The organism is Undibacterium sp. Di27W (assembly GCF_049340345.1).
GTDB lineage: Bacteria > Pseudomonadota > Gammaproteobacteria > Burkholderiales > Burkholderiaceae_D > Undibacterium.
The window spans coordinates 66053-84119 of sequence record NZ_JBMPOS010000007.1 but is presented as its reverse complement, the minus strand read 5'-3'; the positions used below and the strand labels follow the sequence as shown (position 1 = coordinate 84119).

General features: G+C 49.9%; 11 protein-coding genes. 9 read left to right on the top strand and 2 right to left on the bottom strand.

Going from position 1 to position 18067, the window contains the following annotated elements; all coding sequences use genetic code 11:
- Positions 1–241: 241 nt before the first annotated feature.
- From aceE to ACO0LF_RS15520, 4 genes are all read left to right on the top strand, one after another.
- On the top strand, positions 242–2938 hold the full coding sequence (gene aceE / locus ACO0LF_RS15535; RefSeq protein WP_423015468.1) for a pyruvate dehydrogenase (acetyl-transferring), homodimeric type: 2697 nt from the start codon (positions 242–244) through the stop codon (positions 2936–2938).
- 121 nt (positions 2939–3059) lie between these two features.
- On the top strand, positions 3060–4406 hold the full coding sequence (gene aceF / locus ACO0LF_RS15530; protein WP_423015466.1) for a dihydrolipoyllysine-residue acetyltransferase: 1347 nt from the start codon (positions 3060–3062) through the stop codon (positions 4404–4406).
- Positions 4407–4420: 14 nt separating this feature from the next.
- On the top strand, positions 4421–6517 hold the full coding sequence (lpdA, locus tag ACO0LF_RS15525) for a dihydrolipoyl dehydrogenase (protein WP_423015464.1): 2097 nt from the start codon (positions 4421–4423) through the stop codon (positions 6515–6517).
- 170 nt (positions 6518–6687) lie between these two features.
- Entirely contained in the window at positions 6688–9570 is a 2883-nt protein-coding gene (locus ACO0LF_RS15520; protein ID WP_423015462.1) for a M16 family metallopeptidase, read from the top strand.
- A gap of 221 nt (positions 9571–9791) precedes the next feature.
- Here the strand turns inward: ACO0LF_RS15520 and ACO0LF_RS15515 are convergent, their stop codons facing one another.
- Entirely contained in the window at positions 9792–10076 is a 285-nt protein-coding gene (locus ACO0LF_RS15515; protein WP_423015460.1) for a hypothetical protein, read from the bottom strand.
- Positions 10077–10293: 217 nt separating this feature from the next.
- Here ACO0LF_RS15515 and ACO0LF_RS15510 point away from each other — a divergent pair, with 217 nt between their 5' ends.
- The 5 genes from ACO0LF_RS15510 (at position 10294) to ACO0LF_RS15490 (ending at position 17386) form a co-directional block, all read left to right on the top strand.
- Positions 10294–13155, top strand: coding sequence for a M16 family metallopeptidase (locus ACO0LF_RS15510; RefSeq protein ID WP_423015458.1), 2862 nt, complete (start codon positions 10294–10296; stop codon positions 13153–13155).
- 191 nt (positions 13156–13346) lie between these two features.
- Entirely contained in the window at positions 13347–14435 is a 1089-nt protein-coding gene (locus ACO0LF_RS15505; protein ID WP_423015456.1) for a DKNYY domain-containing protein, read from the top strand.
- Positions 14436–14539: 104 nt separating this feature from the next.
- On the top strand, positions 14540–15649 hold the full coding sequence (locus tag ACO0LF_RS15500; RefSeq protein ID WP_423015454.1) for an HD-GYP domain-containing protein: 1110 nt from the start codon (positions 14540–14542) through the stop codon (positions 15647–15649).
- A gap of 17 nt (positions 15650–15666) precedes the next feature.
- On the top strand, positions 15667–16218 hold the full coding sequence (locus ACO0LF_RS15495; RefSeq protein ID WP_423015452.1) for a GNAT family N-acetyltransferase: 552 nt from the start codon (positions 15667–15669) through the stop codon (positions 16216–16218).
- 190 nt (positions 16219–16408) lie between these two features.
- A complete protein-coding gene (locus ACO0LF_RS15490; RefSeq protein WP_423015450.1) occupies positions 16409–17386 on the top strand; it encodes a GGDEF domain-containing protein in 978 nt (325 codons plus the stop codon).
- Positions 17387–17388: 2 nt separating this feature from the next.
- Here the strand turns inward: ACO0LF_RS15490 and ACO0LF_RS15485 are convergent, their stop codons facing one another.
- Positions 17389–18009, bottom strand: a complete 621-nt coding sequence (locus tag ACO0LF_RS15485) for a hypothetical protein (RefSeq protein WP_423015448.1) — start codon at positions 18007–18009, stop codon at positions 17389–17391.
- Positions 18010–18067: the final 58 nt, after the last annotated feature.

The following is an 18067-nucleotide window of genomic DNA, read 5'->3' as shown; positions in this document are numbered from 1 at the left end:
TTTTGCACCGCACAGTAAGTACTTTTAGCAGTCCGACCCAGAAGTCTTGTGGATAGGATAAGGAAGATTGCTGAGGTAATTGCTGCGCTGCGGTACAAATTTCACATTGTGAAATCATTTATCGCTATTTGAAAAAATAAAAAGTCCTGTTAAAATACTTGCGAGAACAAAAAACTAGCCGTAATTTGTCGATTCGCCCCGCGCGTTTCACCCAAACGCGCAATAACAGGAGACCCCTTCTATGTCACCCCAGATAGACCAGGTGCTGGCCCAGGCCGTAAATGATCCCGATGTAGTTGAAACAAATGAGTGGCTGGATGCGCTTGAATCCGTCATCGAGGCCGAAGGCCCTGAGCGCGCACATTATCTGATGGAGCGCATGGTTGATCTGGCGCGCCGCCGTGGTGCCCATATCCCGTTTTCCAGTAATACTGCTTATGTGAATACCATTCCGGCTGACCAGGGTGAGCATTGCCCGGGTAACCTGGAAATTGAAGAGCGCTTGCGCTCTTATATGCGCTGGAATGCGATGGCCATGGTGGTCAAGGCTAACCGCGTGGATGGCGACCTCGGTGGTCACCTGTCCAGCTTTGCTTCACTGGCAAACATGCTGGGCATAGGCTTCAACCATTTCTGGCACGCGCCAACTGAAGATCACGGTGGCGATCTGCTGTACATCCAGGGCCATTCTTCCCCTGGTATCTATGCACGCGCTTTCCTCGAAGGTCGTCTGACTGAAGACCAGTTGCTGCATTTCCGCCGTGAAGTTGATGGCAAAGGCCTGTCTTCTTATCCGCATCCAAAACTGATGCCTGACTTCTGGCAATTCCCTACGGTATCAATGGGCCTTGGTCCATTGATGGCGATTTACCAGGCACGCTTCCTGAAGTACCTGCACGCTCGTGGCATTGCAGATACTGAAAAGCGTAAAGTCTGGGCATTCTGTGGTGACGGTGAGATGGATGAACCAGAATCCATGGGCGCAATCGGCATGGCTGGTCGCGAACAACTGGACAATCTGGTGATTGTTGTCAACTGTAACCTGCAACGTCTGGATGGCCCGGTACGTGGCAATGGCAAGATCATTCAGGAACTGGAATCTGATTTCCGCGGCGCAGGCTGGAATGTCGTCAAAGTCATCTGGGGCAGCGGCTGGGACGAGTTGCTGGCGAAAGACAAAGACGGCATCCTGCAAAAAGTCATGATGGAAACTGTCGATGGCGAATACCAGAACTACAAAGCCAAGGATGGTGCCTATGTACGCGCCAATTTCTTTGGTAAGCATCCAAAATTGCTGGAGATGGTCAGCAAAATGTCGGACGACGACATCTGGCGTCTGACCCGTGGTGGTCATGACCCACACAAGATTTACGCTGCATTCAAAGTTGCCCAGGAAAACAAGGGCCAGCCTACCGTCATCCTGGCGAAGAGTATCAAGGGCTTTGGCTTTGGCAAATCCGGCGAAGCACGCAATACTGCGCACAATACCAAGAAGCTCGACGACGAAGCCATCAAGGCTATGCGTGACCGCTTCCAGTTGCCGATTGCGGATGCTGAATTGCCAGCCATCCCATTCTTCAAACCGGCTGACGACACGCCAGAAATGCAATATCTGCATGCGCGCCGTAAAGAACTCGGTGGTTACCTGCCACAACGCCGTCAAAAAGCCGACGAAGCGCTGGTGGTGCCAGAACTGACCGCCTTCCAGGCTATGCTGGAACCAACGGCTGAAGGTCGTGAGATTTCCACGACAGCAGCATATGTCCGTATCCTGACCGCCTTGCTGCGCGATGCCAGCCTGGGTCAGCGCGTGGTGCCTATCATGGTCGATGAATCGCGTACCTTTGGTATGGAAGGTCTGTTCCGCCAGATCGGTATTTTCAGCCAGGTCGGTCAGTTGTATGAGCCTGTCGATAAAGATCAGGTCATGTACTACCGCGAAGATAAAGCTGGTCAGATTTTGCAAGAAGGTATCAATGAAGCCGGTGGTATGAGTTCATGGATCGCTGCGGCGACTTCCTACTCGACCAATAACCGCGTCATGATCCCGTTCTATACCTATTACTCGATGTTTGGTCTGCAGCGTATTGGTGATCTGGCATGGGCTGCTGGCGATATGCGCGCACGCGGCTTCCTGCTCGGTGGTACAGCTGGCCGCACCACATTGAATGGTGAAGGCTTGCAGCATGAAGATGGTCACAGTCATGTACTGGCATCCACCATCCCTAACTGTATTCCTTACGACCCGACCTTTGCCCATGAAGTGGCAGTTATCATGCATGATGGTTTGCGTCGCATGGTGACCGATCAGGAAGATGTGTTCTACTACATCACCCTGATGAATGAAAACTATAGCCACCCAGGTTTGAAAGCCGGTCAGGAAGAGGGCATCATCAAAGGTCTGTACCAGTTGCAAAAATCCGAGCAAACCACCAAGCACCGCGTGCAACTGATGGGCTCAGGCACTATCCTGCGTGAAGTGATTGCCGGTGCTGAGTTGCTGCAAAATGACTGGGGTATTGCTGCCGATGTCTGGTCTGCACCATCCTTTACCTTGCTGGCGCGTGATGGCCAGGACGCTGAACGCTGGAACATGCTGCACCCGACTGCAGAGCCACGCGTGCCTTACATCGCTCAATGCCTGAAAGACACGGCTGGCCCTATCGTCGTCGCAACCGACTATATGCGCACCTTTGCTGAACAGGTACGTGCGTTCATACCTAAGAACCGTAGCTATAAAGTGTTGGGTACAGATGGTTTTGGCCGTTCTGATTCCCGCGCCAAACTGCGTGAGTTCTTTGAGGTCAACCGTTACTTCGTCGTCATCGCTGCATTGAAAACACTGGCTGATGAAGGTGCCTTGTCTGCTTCTGTCGTGGCGCAGGCAATTGCCAAATACGGTATCGATGCAGATAAACCTAATCCGGTTACTGTGTAATTTTACGTCTGACACCCACTAACATTTCCTGTCTCTCTCATTTTAGAGAGACAGGATGAGCGTGAAGACAGAGTCAAAACCTGGCTTCACCCCAACCGCCCTGTGAAAGCGCAGGGCGACAATGGAGAAAACTATGAGTAGCGTAGAAGTCAAAGTACCGGATATTGGTGATTTCAAGGAAGTTGAAGTCATTGAGCTGATGGTTAAAGTCGGCGACACCATCAAGGTCGATCAGTCACTGATCACCGTAGAATCAGATAAAGCCAGCATGGAAATTCCATCCAGCCATGCAGGTGTGGTCACAGAAATTAAAGTCAAGGTTGGCGACAAGGTTGCTGAAGGTTCTTTGCTGGTCGTGGTTGATGCTGCGGCAACTGCGGCAACTACCGCAGCGCCAGCGGCCGCACCTGTGGCTGCTCCGGCAGCAACTCCTGCGCCAGTAGCGGCAACGCCAGCACCAGCGGCCCCCACACCTGCACCGGCTCCAGTCGCTGCAGCACCGGCTGCTCCTGCTCCTGTAGCAACAGCCAGCGCCGGCAAAGCCCACGCTTCACCATCCATACGCAAGTTTGCGCGTGAACTCGGTGTCGATCTGAGCCGCGTTGCCGGTTCCGGCCAAAAAGGCCGCATCACGCAAGAAGACGTACAAAACTTCGTCAAGGGCATTATGGCGGGTAGCACAGCTGTTGCTGCGGTTTCTGCTCCGGCAAAAAATGGCAGTGGCGTCGGTCTCGATGTATTGCCATGGCCATCGCTGGATTTCAGTAAGTTTGGCGCGACTACGACATCACCTTTGTCACGCATCAAAAAACTCAGCGGCCCGAATTTGCACCGCAACTGGGTCATGATCCCGCATGTCACGCAATTTGATGAAGCTGATATCAGCGACCTCGAAGAATTCCGTAAGTCTTCGAACGAAGCCCTGGTCAAATCCGGCGTCAAACTGACGATGCTGGCTTTCGTCATCAAGGCCAGCGTTGCTGCACTCAAAAAATTCCCGGCATTTAATTCTTCGCTTGATGCGACCGGTGAAAACCTGATCCTCAAGCAGTATTACAACGTCGGCTTTGCTGCTGATACGCCGAATGGTCTGGTGGTGCCTGTCGTTAAGAACGCAGACCAGAAAACCCTGTCGCAAATCGCGGTCGAAATGGGCGAGTTGTCTGCCCAGGCACGTGATGGCAAACTCAAACCTGCTGACATGCAGGGCGCTACCTTCACGATCTCTTCACTCGGTGGTATTGGTGGCACGGCATTCACGCCCATCATCAATGCACCTGAAGTGGCGATTCTCGGTCTGTCCAAATCCAGTATCAAACCAGTCTGGGATGGCAAGCAATTCCAGCCACGCCTGATGCTGCCTTTGTCGCTGTCGTATGACCACCGCGTCATTGATGGCGCCATGGCTGCCAAGTTCACCGCTTATCTGGCCGATGTACTGGCTGATCTGCGTAAAACCCTGCTGTGAACGGAGACCAGACTATGAGCACTATCGAAGTCAAAGTACCCGATATCGGTGATTTCAAGGAAGTTGAAGTCATAGAATTGCTGGTCAAGGTGGGTGACACCATCAAGGTTGATCAATCGCTGGTGACTGTCGAATCCGACAAGGCCAGCATGGAAATCCCATCCAGCCATGCCGGTGTCATCAAGGAACTGAAAGTCAAACTGGGCGACAAGATTGCCGAAGGCAGCCTGTTGCTGGTCATAGAAGCTGAAGGTGCTGCCGCAAGCGCAGCACCAGCGGCTCAGGCCGCTCCTGCAGTTGCGGCTGCTCCTGTGGTTGCAGCACCTGCTGGGCCAGTCGGTATCGTCGAAGTTAAAGTCCCTGATATTGGTGACTTCAAAGAAGTCGAAGTCATCGAAGTCATGGTCAAGGTGGGCGATAGCATCAAGGTAGACCAGTCGTTGATTACTGTCGAATCCGACAAGGCCAGTATGGAGATTCCATCCAGCCATGCCGGTACGGTAAAAGAAATCAAGGTTAAGGTCGGTGACAAGGTTGCCGAAGGCAGCTTGCTGTTACTGGTGGAAGCCGCAGGCCAGGTAGCGTCTGCTCCTGCTGCCGCTGCTCCGGCTGCCCCGGTTGCTGCCGCTGCCGCATCAGCAGCTCCTGCCGTACCCGCACCAGTCGCTTCCGGTTACACCGGTAAGGTCGATGTTGAATGCGACATGATGGTTTTGGGCGCTGGTCCTGGTGGTTATTCTGCTGCCTTCCGTTCTGCTGATCTGGGCATGAATACGGTGCTGATCGAGCGTTATTCCACGCTGGGTGGTGTCTGCCTGAATGTCGGTTGTATTCCATCCAAGGCCTTGTTGCACGTGGCAGCCGTGATTGATGAAACTGCATCCATGGCAGCGCATGGCGTGACATTTGCCAAGCCAGAAATCGATATCGATAAACTGCGCGGCTACAAAGAAGGCGTCATCAAGAAAATGACGACTGGCTTGAGTGGCATGGCAAAAGCCCGCAAGGTCAATGTAGTGCAGGGTGTGGGCCAGTTCTTGAGCCCTAACCATATTGAAGTCACCGCGGCGGATGGCAGCAAGAAAACCGTACAGTTCAAGCAGGCGATTATTGCCGCTGGCTCTTCTGTCGTGAACCTGCCTTTCGTACCGGCTGACCCACGTATTGTTGACAGTACAGGCGCGCTGGAATTACGCCAGATACCAAAACGCATGCTGGTCATCGGTGGTGGCATCATCGGCCTGGAAATGGCGACCGTGTATTCCACCCTGGGCTCACGCATTGATGTCGTGGAAATGCTGGATGGCCTGATGCAGGGCGCAGACCGTGACATGGTCAAGGTCTGGCAAAAATTCAATGAAAAACGTTTTGACAACATCATGTTGAAAACCAAGACGGTTGCAGTTGAAGCCCTGCCTGAAGGCATCAAGGTCACGTTCGAAGCCGCAGAAGCGGGTGGAACTGCACCCGCACCACAAGTCTATGATCTGGTACTGGTCGCAGTAGGCCGTAGCCCCAATGGCAAGAAAATTGCTGCCGACAAGGCAGGCGTGGCCGTGACTGACCGTGGTTTCATCAATGTCGACAAGCAAATGCGCACCAATGTGCCGCATATCTTTGCGATTGGTGACCTGGTTGGCCAACCCATGCTGGCACACAAGGCCGTGCATGAAGCCCACGTCGCAGCAGAAGCGGCATCCGGTGAAAAAGCCTACTTTGATGCCAGCGTGATCCCATCCGTTGCCTACACCGACCCTGAAGTCGCATGGGTAGGTATGACAGAAGATGAAGCCAAGGCCAAAGGCGTCAAGCTTGAAAAAGGCCATTTCCCATGGGCAGCGTCTGGCCGTGCAGTGGCCAATGGCCGTGACGAAGGCTTCACCAAGTTGTTGTTCGATGCAGAAACCAAGCGTATCGTCGGTGGCGGCATCGTCGGCACGCATGCAGGTGACATGATAGGCGAGATCGCCCTGGCGATAGAGATGGGTGCTGATGCAGTCGATATCGGCAAGACCATCCATCCCCATCCTACCCTGGGTGAATCGATAGGCATGGCGGCTGAGGTGTATAAAGGCGTTTGCACTGACTTGCCACCGCAGCGCAAGAAGTAAGTATGTAATTCATAGGTATGTAATTCATAGGTGGTGCGAGAAAAAGCCCGATACAGGAAACTGTATCCGGGCTTTTTTTGCTTTTGAGGTAGGCCAAAAATCTGAACTAGTTCTTTTATTTGCAGTCATAGGCCCATAACATCGTTTAAATCTATTAACCGGGAGATACAATGAAAATTTTTACGCCATGTGCCATGACGCTGGTATTTAGCACCATAGTCTATCCAGCGCTTGCCCAAAGCCAGGAGGCGGGTACGCCAGCGTTAGCACAAAAGCCTGCAGGCAAGGCGCAGGCAGGCAAGGACTTGCTACCCTTCCAGGCAACCGAGAAGCTCTTACCGAATGGCTTGAAAATCATTATTGTTCCCACTGGTTTGCCTAACCTGGTATCCCTGCAAATCCCGGTACAAACTGGTTCTCGCAATGAAGTCGAATCTGGCAAATCTGGTTTTGCTCACTTCTTTGAGCACATGATGTTTCGCGGCACCAAGGAAATTCCGGCAGACAAGTACAAAGACATATTGACGGCCACAGGCGCGAGGCAAAATGCCTACACAGACGATGACCTGACTAACTACCACACGACGTTTTCCAAAGAAGACCTGGAAACCATCCTGAGGGTAGAGGCAGACCGCTTCCAGCATTTGTCGTATAGCGAAGCTGACTTCAAGACAGAATCCCGTGCCGTATTGGGTGAATATAATAAGAATAGCGCCAACCCCAGCAGCAAGCTGTTTGAAGTCACACGTGATACCGCTTTCCAGAAACACACTTACAAGCATACGACCATGGGCTTCCTCAAGGATATTGAGGACATGCCCAATCAGTTTGCTTACTCAAAAATTTTCTTTGACCGCTGGTACAGGCCAGAATATACAACGCTCATTGTCGCCGGTGATGTTGATCCCAAGGCGACCATCGTCCTGATAGAAAAATACTGGGGTAAATGGCAGCGTGGCAAGGTGCAAGCACCAGTCCCTGTTGAGCCGACTGCGAATGGTCCGCTATACAAGCACGTGCCCTGGCCTAGTGCGACCCTGCCTTATGTGTCAGTGTCTTTCCATGCGCCAGCCTTCTCAGTCACCAATAAGGAACATGCCGCCCTGCGCATGTTGTTGTCGCTGTCATTTGGCGCGACTTCCGAGTTGTACAAGCGCTTACAGCAGGATGAGCAAAAAGTTGACCAACTGTTTGATTACACACCTGACAATGTAGACCCAGGTCTGGCCACCATCGCCGCCCGCGTCAAGAAGCCGGAAGATGTGGTCTACGTCAGAGATGCGATATTGAAAAAGGTCGCTGCGTTGTCGCAAGCGCCTTTATCAGTTAAGGAGTTGGAAGACGCCAAGTCCGCACTCAAATATGGCGTGATACGCAGTCTTGATAATACCGACCAGATCGCTGGTACGCTGGTGCGCTTTGTCCATTACAAACGCTCCTACGCCACTATCAACCAGTTCTATCAAGTGATTGACAGCCTGACACCTGCAGATCTGCAAGCCGTTGCGAAAAAATACCTGGTCGATGAAGGCATGATAATCAGCACGTTGGCCAGCAATGCCTTGCCTGCTGAAATTGCTACACTGCCAAAATTGGCCAGTTTCACAGAGAAGCCTGACTACAGCAAATACAATGTGTTGGTACAGGCCTCCAAATTGCCGCAGATACGTTTCAAGCTGGTATTCAATGCTGGTTCTGCGCAAGACCCGGCAGGCAAGGAAGGCCTGGCGCGCATGACGGCAGCAATGATAGAAGGTGCCGGTTCCAAAGAACGTAAGATAGATGAAGTCAAGAAAGCCCTGTTCCCTATGGCAGCCAGCTTCTCTGCTCAGGCTGACAAAGAAATGACCAGCTTTACCGGTTCCGTGCACAAAGATAAATGGCAAGACTATATGCGCATCGCCATGCCGCAATTGCTGGAGCCAGGCTTCCGTGAAGAGGACTTCCGCCGTATCAAGGATGAGCAAAAGAATGCACTCTTGCTCGACCTGAAAGACAATAATGAAGAAGAATTTGCCAAAGAGCGGCTGCAAACCAAGGTGTTTGCAGGTTCCGCCTACGCCCATCCGGTCTTGGGCACACTGAAGGGCATAGAAGCCATTACTCTGGATGACGTTAAACAATTCTGGAAACAGGCTTACACCAGCGGTGCACTCAATGTCGGTATCTCGGGTGACGTCAATGATGAGATGGTCAATATCCTGAAACAGGCTGTCGCCAAACTGCCAGCAGGCAAGGGCTTGCCTGCGATTGCTGCGCCAGTTGGCAAGGCAAGCCAGGGTCTGGATGTTGAGATCATAGAGAAAAATACCAGGGCAACGGCAATATCCCTGGGTTTGCCTATTACGGTGACGCGCGCTCATCCTGACTTTGCATCGCTGTGGCTAGCCAAGACCTGGCTGGGTGAGCACAGGGCCAGCTCATCCCATCTGTATCAGCGCATACGTGAAATACGCGGCATGAATTATGGTGACTATGCTTATATTGAAGCTTTCCCCGGTGGTATGTTCCAGTTCTTCCCGACTGCCAATCGTGCCCGTCAATCGCAATTGTTTGAAATCTGGATACGCCCGGTCGCACCTGAAAATGCCCACATGGCCTTGCGTGTGGCGATTGCTGAACTCGATAAAATGCTCAAGCAGGGCTTGAGCAAAGAACAGTTCGAGATGACCCGCGCCTACCTCATGAAGAACGTCTTCATGATGACAGCCACTCAGGATCAGCAGCTCGGTTATGCACTCGATGCGCAATGGCATCACACACCAGAGTTTACAAAAATGATGCGCGATAAACTGACGACACTGACTGCGGAAGAAGTCAATGCTGCCATCAAAAAGCATCTGAACTCTGAAAACCTGTCCGTCGTCATCATCGCCAAAGACGCGGCTGATTTGAAAGAAAAGTTGGTGTCAGATGCATTTTCTCCTATCAAATACAATTCCGATCAACCCAAGGAATTGCTGGAGGAAGACCAACTCATAGGCAAGCGTAAATTGAATATCAAGGCTGAGGCTGTCAGCATTACACCAGCGAGCAAGGTGTTTGCTGATTAAACTTGTTAAGTTCGCTTGTTAAGTTCAGTTAGTAAAAAGCCCTGCAATCTATCGTGATTGCAGGGCTTTTTTATTGATCAAGTATTTGTTTTTAGTGTGCTTTTTGCACTATCAAGCCTAGTGAGGTAACCACATATCTTTCTATCTGCAGGCGTAAATGGGAGTCATGCACATAGGGAGGCGAGGTCGACATGACCATCGGCGTAGCCATTGCCTTAGTGCTAGTTCATCTCTATATGATGGCCCTGAGCGCGCAGGGCAGTGATGATGTCCGCTATATCACGCTTGCGGTATAGCACGGCGTCCACGGTTTCTAGGGTTTCTTCATTCGAGGATAAATTGAATTTTGTTGTGTGTACTGTATGACCACCGGGCTTGAGCCAATGCATGGCGTTATAGCCAAATTCCTTGCCATGTTCTATCGAACCCAGATGTTCAAATGCGCAGGAAGACCGAAGGAAATCAAATTTCCCATGAAACTCCAGGTTTATAAAATCAAAAATCATGAAGGAGACAAATACTTGAAATTTCTTCCTTGATGTTGCGGCTATATTTAAGTTGTTACGAGGCTACTACGATGGATTGCTACACTTAGTTCAACCTGGCAATTAAAAAGTTTCAATTATTTAATTTTTTTACTGGAACTTAATCGATTATTTTCTTTCATATATTGCTAATTCCTTTTAAATAACACTATTTAATTGCTTAAATATGAAAAATTCAATGCGTTTGAGTATGGTGCTTGCCCTTATCTCTTCGATCATGCCGGTGTTTGCTGGGGCAGCCGCTGATAGTGAATCTGGAAAGATGGCTGTGACTGTGCCAAAGGAAAATGGATTGTTGCCTTTTCGGGCCACAGAAAAGCAGTTGCCAAATGGTTTAAAAGTGATAGTCATACCTACCGGCATGCCTAATCTGATTTCTTTGCAAATACCAGTCAAAACTGGTTCCCGCAATGAGATTGAGGCTGGTAAATCCGGATTCGCACATTTTTTTGAGCACTTGATGTTTCGGGGAACCAAAGAAATTTCGGTAGATAAGTATGGAGAAATTTTAGCCAGGGCCGGTGTGCATTCCGGTGCTTATACCACCGAAGACTTGACCAACTTCCACATGACTTTTTTCAAGGAAGATCTGGAAAGCATGCTGCAGGTAGAAGCGCAGCGTTTTCAGAATTTGTGGTTTAGCGAAAATGATTTCAAGACTGAGGCCAAGGCTATTCTTGGAGAATACAATAAGAATAGCACTCACCCTCTGCGCCGCTTGCTGGCGGATGCACACGAGGCGGCATTTCAAAAACATCCCTATAGACATATGCCTCTTGGCTTCCTGCAGGATATAGAAGACATGCCAAATCAATATGCCTATTCCAAAGTATTCTTCGAACGCTGGTATAGGCCCGAATACACCAGCATCGTCATTGCTGGTGACGTGAATCCGGAAAAGGCAATTGCACTGGTTGAAAAATACTGGGGCAAGTGGCAGCAAGGTAAAGAGCGAGTCACTATTCCTGTTGAGCCAACGCCAACTGGACCAGTCTATAAACCGGTCATCTGGTCGGGAGCAACGCTGCCGTATGTAACCGTGTCTTTTCATGCCCCTGCTTTTTCGGTAGAGAACAAGGAACATGCTGCGATAAAGTTGTTATTCTCCATGGTGTTTGGAGAGGACTCAGAATTGCACGAACGCTTGCAACAGCGTGAACAAAAAGTGGATGAGTTATATGATTTTACGCCTTCAAACCTAGACCCTGGCTTGGCAACAGTAGTTGCTCGCGTCAAAAAACCTGAAGATGTTATTTATGTGCGTAATGCCATCCTGGAAAAAATGGCGGATCTGGCACAAAACCCCATCTCTGAAAAAGAATTGGCAGATGCCAAATCCAAACATAGATATGGATTGATACGTCGCCTCGACAATACTGAAGAAATTGCAGCCACATTGACGAGCTACATTCATTACCAGCGCTCTTATGCCACCTTCAATCAGTTCCAGCAGCTTACGGATGAATTGCGACCAAGTGATTTGCAGGCTGCGGCAAAAAAATACTTGCGTGATGAAGGCATGGTAGTCACGACCATGTCGAATGCCGCGTTGCCAACTGGGGTAGGGCAATTGCCTGGCCTGGCCAGTTTTAAAAAAACCAACACTGCCAGCAAGCTCAATATTCTGGTACAGGCTTCCAGTCTGCCGCAGATCAATTTTAAATTGATATTCAATGCTGGTTCTGTGCATGACCCTATGGGCAAAGAAGGCTTGGCTGCACTGACAGCTGCCATGCTGGCATCTGCTGGCTCAACAGAATACAAGACAGATGAAATCAGGCAGACACTGTCGCCGCTCGCTGCCAGTTTTTCAGTGCAGACAGATAAGGAAATGACCAGCTTTACTGGCTCCGTACACAAGGATAATTGGGAAACCTTGATGCGTGTCGCCATGCCACAATTGCTAAGCCCTTCTTTCAGAGAGGAGGACTTTGTTCGTCTCAAAGATGCGCAAAAGACGGCTTTGCTGGTGGATTTGAAACGTAACAACGATGAAGAGCTGGCCAAAGAAGCTTTGCAGAGTATGGCCTTTTCTGGTTCAGCATTTGCTCACCCAGTGCTGGGTACGGTCAAGGGACTTGACTCCATTACCCTGGACGATGTCAGGCAGTTCTGGAAACAAGCCTATACCCAGGGTGCAATCCAGGCAGGTATTGCCGGCGATGTTAATGAATCCATGCTGGACAGCCTGCAACAGGCTTTGAGTAAATTGCCACAAGGTCGGGGATTTGCACGGATTGCTGCTCCCGTCATCCCGCGTCATGAGGGGCTGGCAGTGCAGATCATACAAAAAGATAATCGATCTACTGCCATTTCCCTGGGTTTTCCCATACAAGTAACACGCTCGCACCCAGACTTTGCAGCACTTTGGCTGGCCAAAACCTGGCTGGGTGAGCATCGCTCCAGCATGGGGTATCTGGCCAAGCGCATACGTGAAGTGCGTGGCTTGAATTATGGTACGTATGCCTATATCGAAGCCTTTCCCAAAGGGATGTCGGAGTTTTTGCCTATTGCCAATCGTGCCCGTCAAGCGCAGTTATTTGAAATCTGGATACGTCCTACCGAGCCTGAAAATGCAGATATGGCATTGCGTATCAGCCTCAGCGAACTCGACAAGCTGATACAGCAAGGGCTCAGTAAAGAGCAGTTTGAAATGGTCCGTGACTACCTCATGAAGAATGTTTTCATGATGATGATGCGTCAGGATCAGCAACTGGCTTATGCCATGGATGCGCAATGGCAGGGAACACCTGAATTCACCCAGATGATGCGCACGCAATTGAGCAAGTTGAGGGTGGAAGACGTGAATGCAGCAATCAAACGACATTTAAATGTGGAAAATATGTCTATCGTTATCGTCGCCAAGGATACGGCAAACTTGAAAGAGCGCTTGTTGGCTGATCGGCCTTTGCCTATCAAGTATGATGTCGCTCAACCTAAGGAATTGCTGGAGGAAGACAGGGTCATAGGTCAGCGCAAGCTTAATATCAAGGCAAGTTCAATTAATATTTTGCCTGTACAACAGGTATTTGCCGAGTAAAAAATAAATGCATTAAGCCCTCATAAAATCTTAAGTTAAAAGCCCGGCCATCGTTAGCGATCGCCGGGCTTTTAACTTGATGTGTCCTTGAAACGCTGGGTAGTGGCGTGTTTTTCTGCTATTTCCCGAAATTGATGATAAATTTATCGCAAATCAAGTTGCTAAGCTGCTCTAAGACCGTGAAAGTGAAAATGAAATTATTCCTGGATATTCTGAGTACCCTGGCCTTGCTGGTATGGCCTTTGCTCATGATGATGTCACCCATGCTGTTTGATGCGCCTGGTTCGGAAAACAATAAATCCAATCTGACTTTTCTGCTGTTCGTCATCTTTTACCCCGTCATTATCTTTGTCTGTTACAAGCTGTTTGGCATGACTTACTTTCGTATTTCTGCAGACCGGGCTTTGCTGGTGTGTGTCGTGCTGACGGTGTTGGTGGCGCTGGTATTTGGTTATCCGCGCTTCATCATGAACGTCGTGGCTGGCATATCGGGCAACGGCTATTTTGTCAAAGAAGACAAGGTCTATTACTACGGCAAACCTTTGAATAGTGCTCTGGCATCTACCTTCAAAACCATAGGCGGACAATATGCGCGTTATGCCCTGGATGAAAAGCATGTCTATTTTGATGGCCGCTTGATAGAGGGAGCTGATGCTGGCAGTTTTACTGGCGTCAGTAATCCAAACGCCCAGGCTGGTGAGGAGCGTTTCACCTTGTTTTGGAAAGACCAGGCCCATGTCTATCTGGAGGGACGTATATTGCCGGGTGCCAAAGCGGCAGAGTTCCGGCACCTGGGTGGTCGTTATGGCAGTGATAATCAGCAAGTTTATTATGGCTGGCAAGTCTTGCAGGGCGGGAATCCGGCAAGCTTTCAATTGCTCAACCCGGACATGGGCAAGGATGATAAGCAGGTGTTTGTTTTCGACAAGGCATGCAAGTTGAATGCGCCCACGGCGCACTTTCATTTACTGTCAAATCAGGATCTGGCAGTCTATGCTACGGACGGGCAATTCTTGTACGCAGTGTTTTTTGGAGCGATGGAACCCTTGCAAGTCGTCACGGATGCAGATCCTGCAACATTCACATTGCTGGAACGGTCTTACTTTAAAGACAATAAGCGAGTGTATTACAGAGATTCCAGCCAGAAAAAAGTGATCTTGCTGGAGGCTGCCGATGCGGCTGGTTTTGTCGCAGGCAATTATGACTCTGCCACGGATTCAGACGCTCATGATGGCGCGCACTATTATCTTGCTGGTAAGCTGGCAACAGGGAAAAAATAGCTCACTGCGTATCTGTGTATCTGCGTATTTATGTATATATTCTGCAGAACTTGCGACTATAATTTTTAATAATATTGACCTACGACAACCAGGGATATTTCGACATGAATACAGCCACTAGCGTTGACAGTTTCACTTGTCCTGAATTTCTGGCAATGGAGCGCACTATCATCGACGACTTTGTCGATTGCACCCGCGAAGCTTGCGAAGAGGCAGAGGCCTGCGTTAAAGAGCTCAATAATGATGGTGGTGCCGCCTATGTGCACAGGCTCTTTCGTGCCATGCATTCACTCAAGGGCAATTGTCAGATGGTGGGGTTGACACCCTTTGTCGAATTATTGCATCGTGTTGAAGAGATAGTTGCCAGGGTCAGGGCTGAGCAAGACCCTTATTTTCGGGAGTTGGGCGAGTTTCTCTTGCTGGCCATTGATGAAGTAGAAGATTTGCTCAATGACTTGATTGCCAATGGCAGCACCAGCGATGTCAGACGCAAGAAGCTCTATGACTTATGTGACGCCTTGCAAAAGACCAGCCGTAACGGTTTTCAAGCCCAGCAATTCAAGGATGCAATTAGCTTGCTGGATGGCAAGGTCAGCAGTAAAGAGGCTGTCGGCAAAACTGCCAGGATCGTGCTGGAGTTGCAGGACGATATGCTGATGATGCGCAAATTTGCCCAGCAAATCGATAATTTGAGCATCTACAGGAAAAATCGTAGTGAACAGGCCGCGCAATTGACTGCTTCCCTGAACGAAGCCCTGGGCGTTCCTGTTGATGCCAGGCAATTGCAAGCAGCCTCCTTGATGCATGATGTAGGAATGAGCTTTATTCCACATAATATTTTCAACAAGGAAGGGGGCTTGTCCCGCGAAGAGTTGAAGATAGTGCAGGAGCATGTGATAACTGGTAGCCAGATTTTATTGCGTTTTGGTGGCTGGGATGAAGCAGCACGCATCGTCCTTGATCATCATGAACGCTTTGATGGCTATGGCTATCCTAACGGTTTGACTGGACAGCAAATACATGCCGGTGCCCGCATGCTGGCGATAGTCGATACCTTTTGTTCTATCACCAATGAGCGTTCGGATCGCAGTTATAAGCGCAGCCTGCTCAGCGCGATCTCCGAGATCAATGCCAATATTGAAAGCCAGTTTGATCCGCAGATGGTGGAAATGTTCAATGAAGTTGTGCGCAAGTTAATAGCCAAGCAACAATAATCTTGATTCATTTTTTGATGACGCAAATTAAAAAATTATTGGAACTTCCCTATCCCGGTTTAACCCTGCGCAATATACGCAGCAGCGATGCAGAACACTGGTATGCCTACCTCAAGAATCCTGACGTCATCAGGCATACCAGCTGGAACCCCGGCGGCGCGGATGACTTATTGCCGCAACTACGAAGTTTTGAAAACGATGCAGCCAGCTCCCCCATACGACTTGCCATAGTCAGGCAAGCCGATGACCAGCTCATAGGCACGGTCGGTTTCCATACTGTGTCAGACTTGAATCGCAGTGCCGAACTGGCCTATGACATGGCACCTGAGTATTGGGGCCAGGGCATCATGCGGCTTGCCGCCACTGCACTGTGTGAATGGGGCTTTCACGAGGCTGGATACAATCGCATACAGGCGACGGTATTGGAAAGCAATAGCAACTCCTGCAAGGTGCTTGAACGTATGGGTTTTCAGCGTGAAGGTTACTTACGGGCTTTTCGCATGGTGCGTGGCAAGCCAGGCAATTTCTGGATATATGCCTTGATACATCCTGAGCTTGTCTCTAAATAAATAGATTTTTATAAATAGATTTCTATACGAAAGAAGTAATACTGTTTTTTTCATGCAAAGCCTGGCGCTTAGTGTTGGACATATGCTTGTGGCTTGAGTTAGGCTGGCAGTGAAACCTTGATGCTTCACTGTGTGGTTTCAGAGTGAGATACCCAGCAATCCATTTGTTTGTGACCGCCAGGAAAAACGCATGTTGTTAAAACGCTCAAAAGAAGAGGTGGTACTGTTGCTGCTTTGCGGCCTCAGCATACCCAGTATCCTTCCTTTTGGGATAGTCCGTTTATTTCAGGGTAACTTCATACTTGCCACGGTTGATTTATTAATCGTACTAGGCATGTTGTGCATCATGGTATTCGTCTGGCGTACCAGGCGTGTGCGTTTTGCGGGTATCGCGGTCACCGTGTTTTATTCGCTGGGCATGCTGGCCGCGGTATATGTCAAAGGCGTTTCCATCGTGTTCTGGGTTTATCCCACCATGATCGCGGCTTTCTTCATACTCAGGGCCAGAGAAGCCCTGATGATCAATAGCGTATCCCTGCTGTGCCTGTTGGTTATTTTGCATGACGCCATGCCCTTGCTGGACTTATCCAGTGTGGTCGTTACCCTGGTATTGATCAATCTGTTTTCTTATATCTTTTCTGATCGCACCAGTCTGCAGCATTTTGAATTGAATCAACAGGCGGAAAAAGACTTTTTGACTGGCGTGGGTAATCGCCGCGCCTTTGATCGCCAATTACAAAACTTGTGCAAACAGGGAGAGCCTCAGACAGATGCCTGCTTATTGATATTGGACCTTGACCATTTCAAGAAAATTAATGATCAATTCGGCCACACAGTAGGTGACCAGGTCTTGATACAGTTTTGTTCCTTGCTACGCGCGCGCATACGGACTGCCGATAGTTTTTTTCGCTATGGCGGAGAAGAGTTCGTGGTTATTGCCATGGGGGTGGATGAATTTACCGCGGCACGTTTTGCCGAAGAATTGCGCGCCCTGGTCGAAAAGACAGAATTATTGCCTGATTATCCTGTGACGGTCTCTATAGGCGTCGCCAGGAGATTGGCCGAAGAACAGGGGCAAGCCTGGTTTCAGCGTGCCGATGCCATGCTGTATGCAGCCAAGCTTTCCGGGCGGAATGCAGTGCGCGTAGCCCGGGAGGATGGCGTCTAAGCTTAGTTTTTCTGGTCTGAACTGCTGGCGATATCTGCGCCTTCATTCTCTACGATGATCTGCTTTTCCAGCTCACTGTCCGGGCGATAACTCCAGGCTGGCATGAAGAGCAATACAAATAAAGAAGCCAATGCGGTAATCGCACTGATCCAGATGACAAACTGATTAGCCGCGATACGTTCAGGGTAGATATGGGTAACCGCGCCCAGGCCTATGGCATTGGCGGCGGCCACCAGTACGGCACAGGCATAATCCTGAAAGCGCCTGGCCTTGTTGGCGCTCCTGGCCCAGCGTGGGTCAGTGTTATAGCTGGGCAGGTGCAGATGGGCATCTTCCAGCCTTTCCAGCGTGGCCAGGAAATGGCGCAAATTCGTGATCGAGCGTTCTGCCTTGTAATTCAGGAATGCCAGGCAAATCGATGCCACGGGAAAACCCATGACCAGCCATTCGACAGGCAGCTTGCTATTGGGTTCGCCAGGCTTCAAGGCCACCAGAGCGGCCAGCAGACTTACCACCAGGGTCACATACAAGGCCAGCGCCTGATGTCTTTGTGCTATGCGGGTATTGACTTCCTGGTTGGCAGCGATAAAACGGTAATTGGCATCGACATGGGATTTTGACATAGACAGCTTTCAGCGATTTGGAGCAAGCCGCTATTATCGCTGAAATTATCGCTGAATC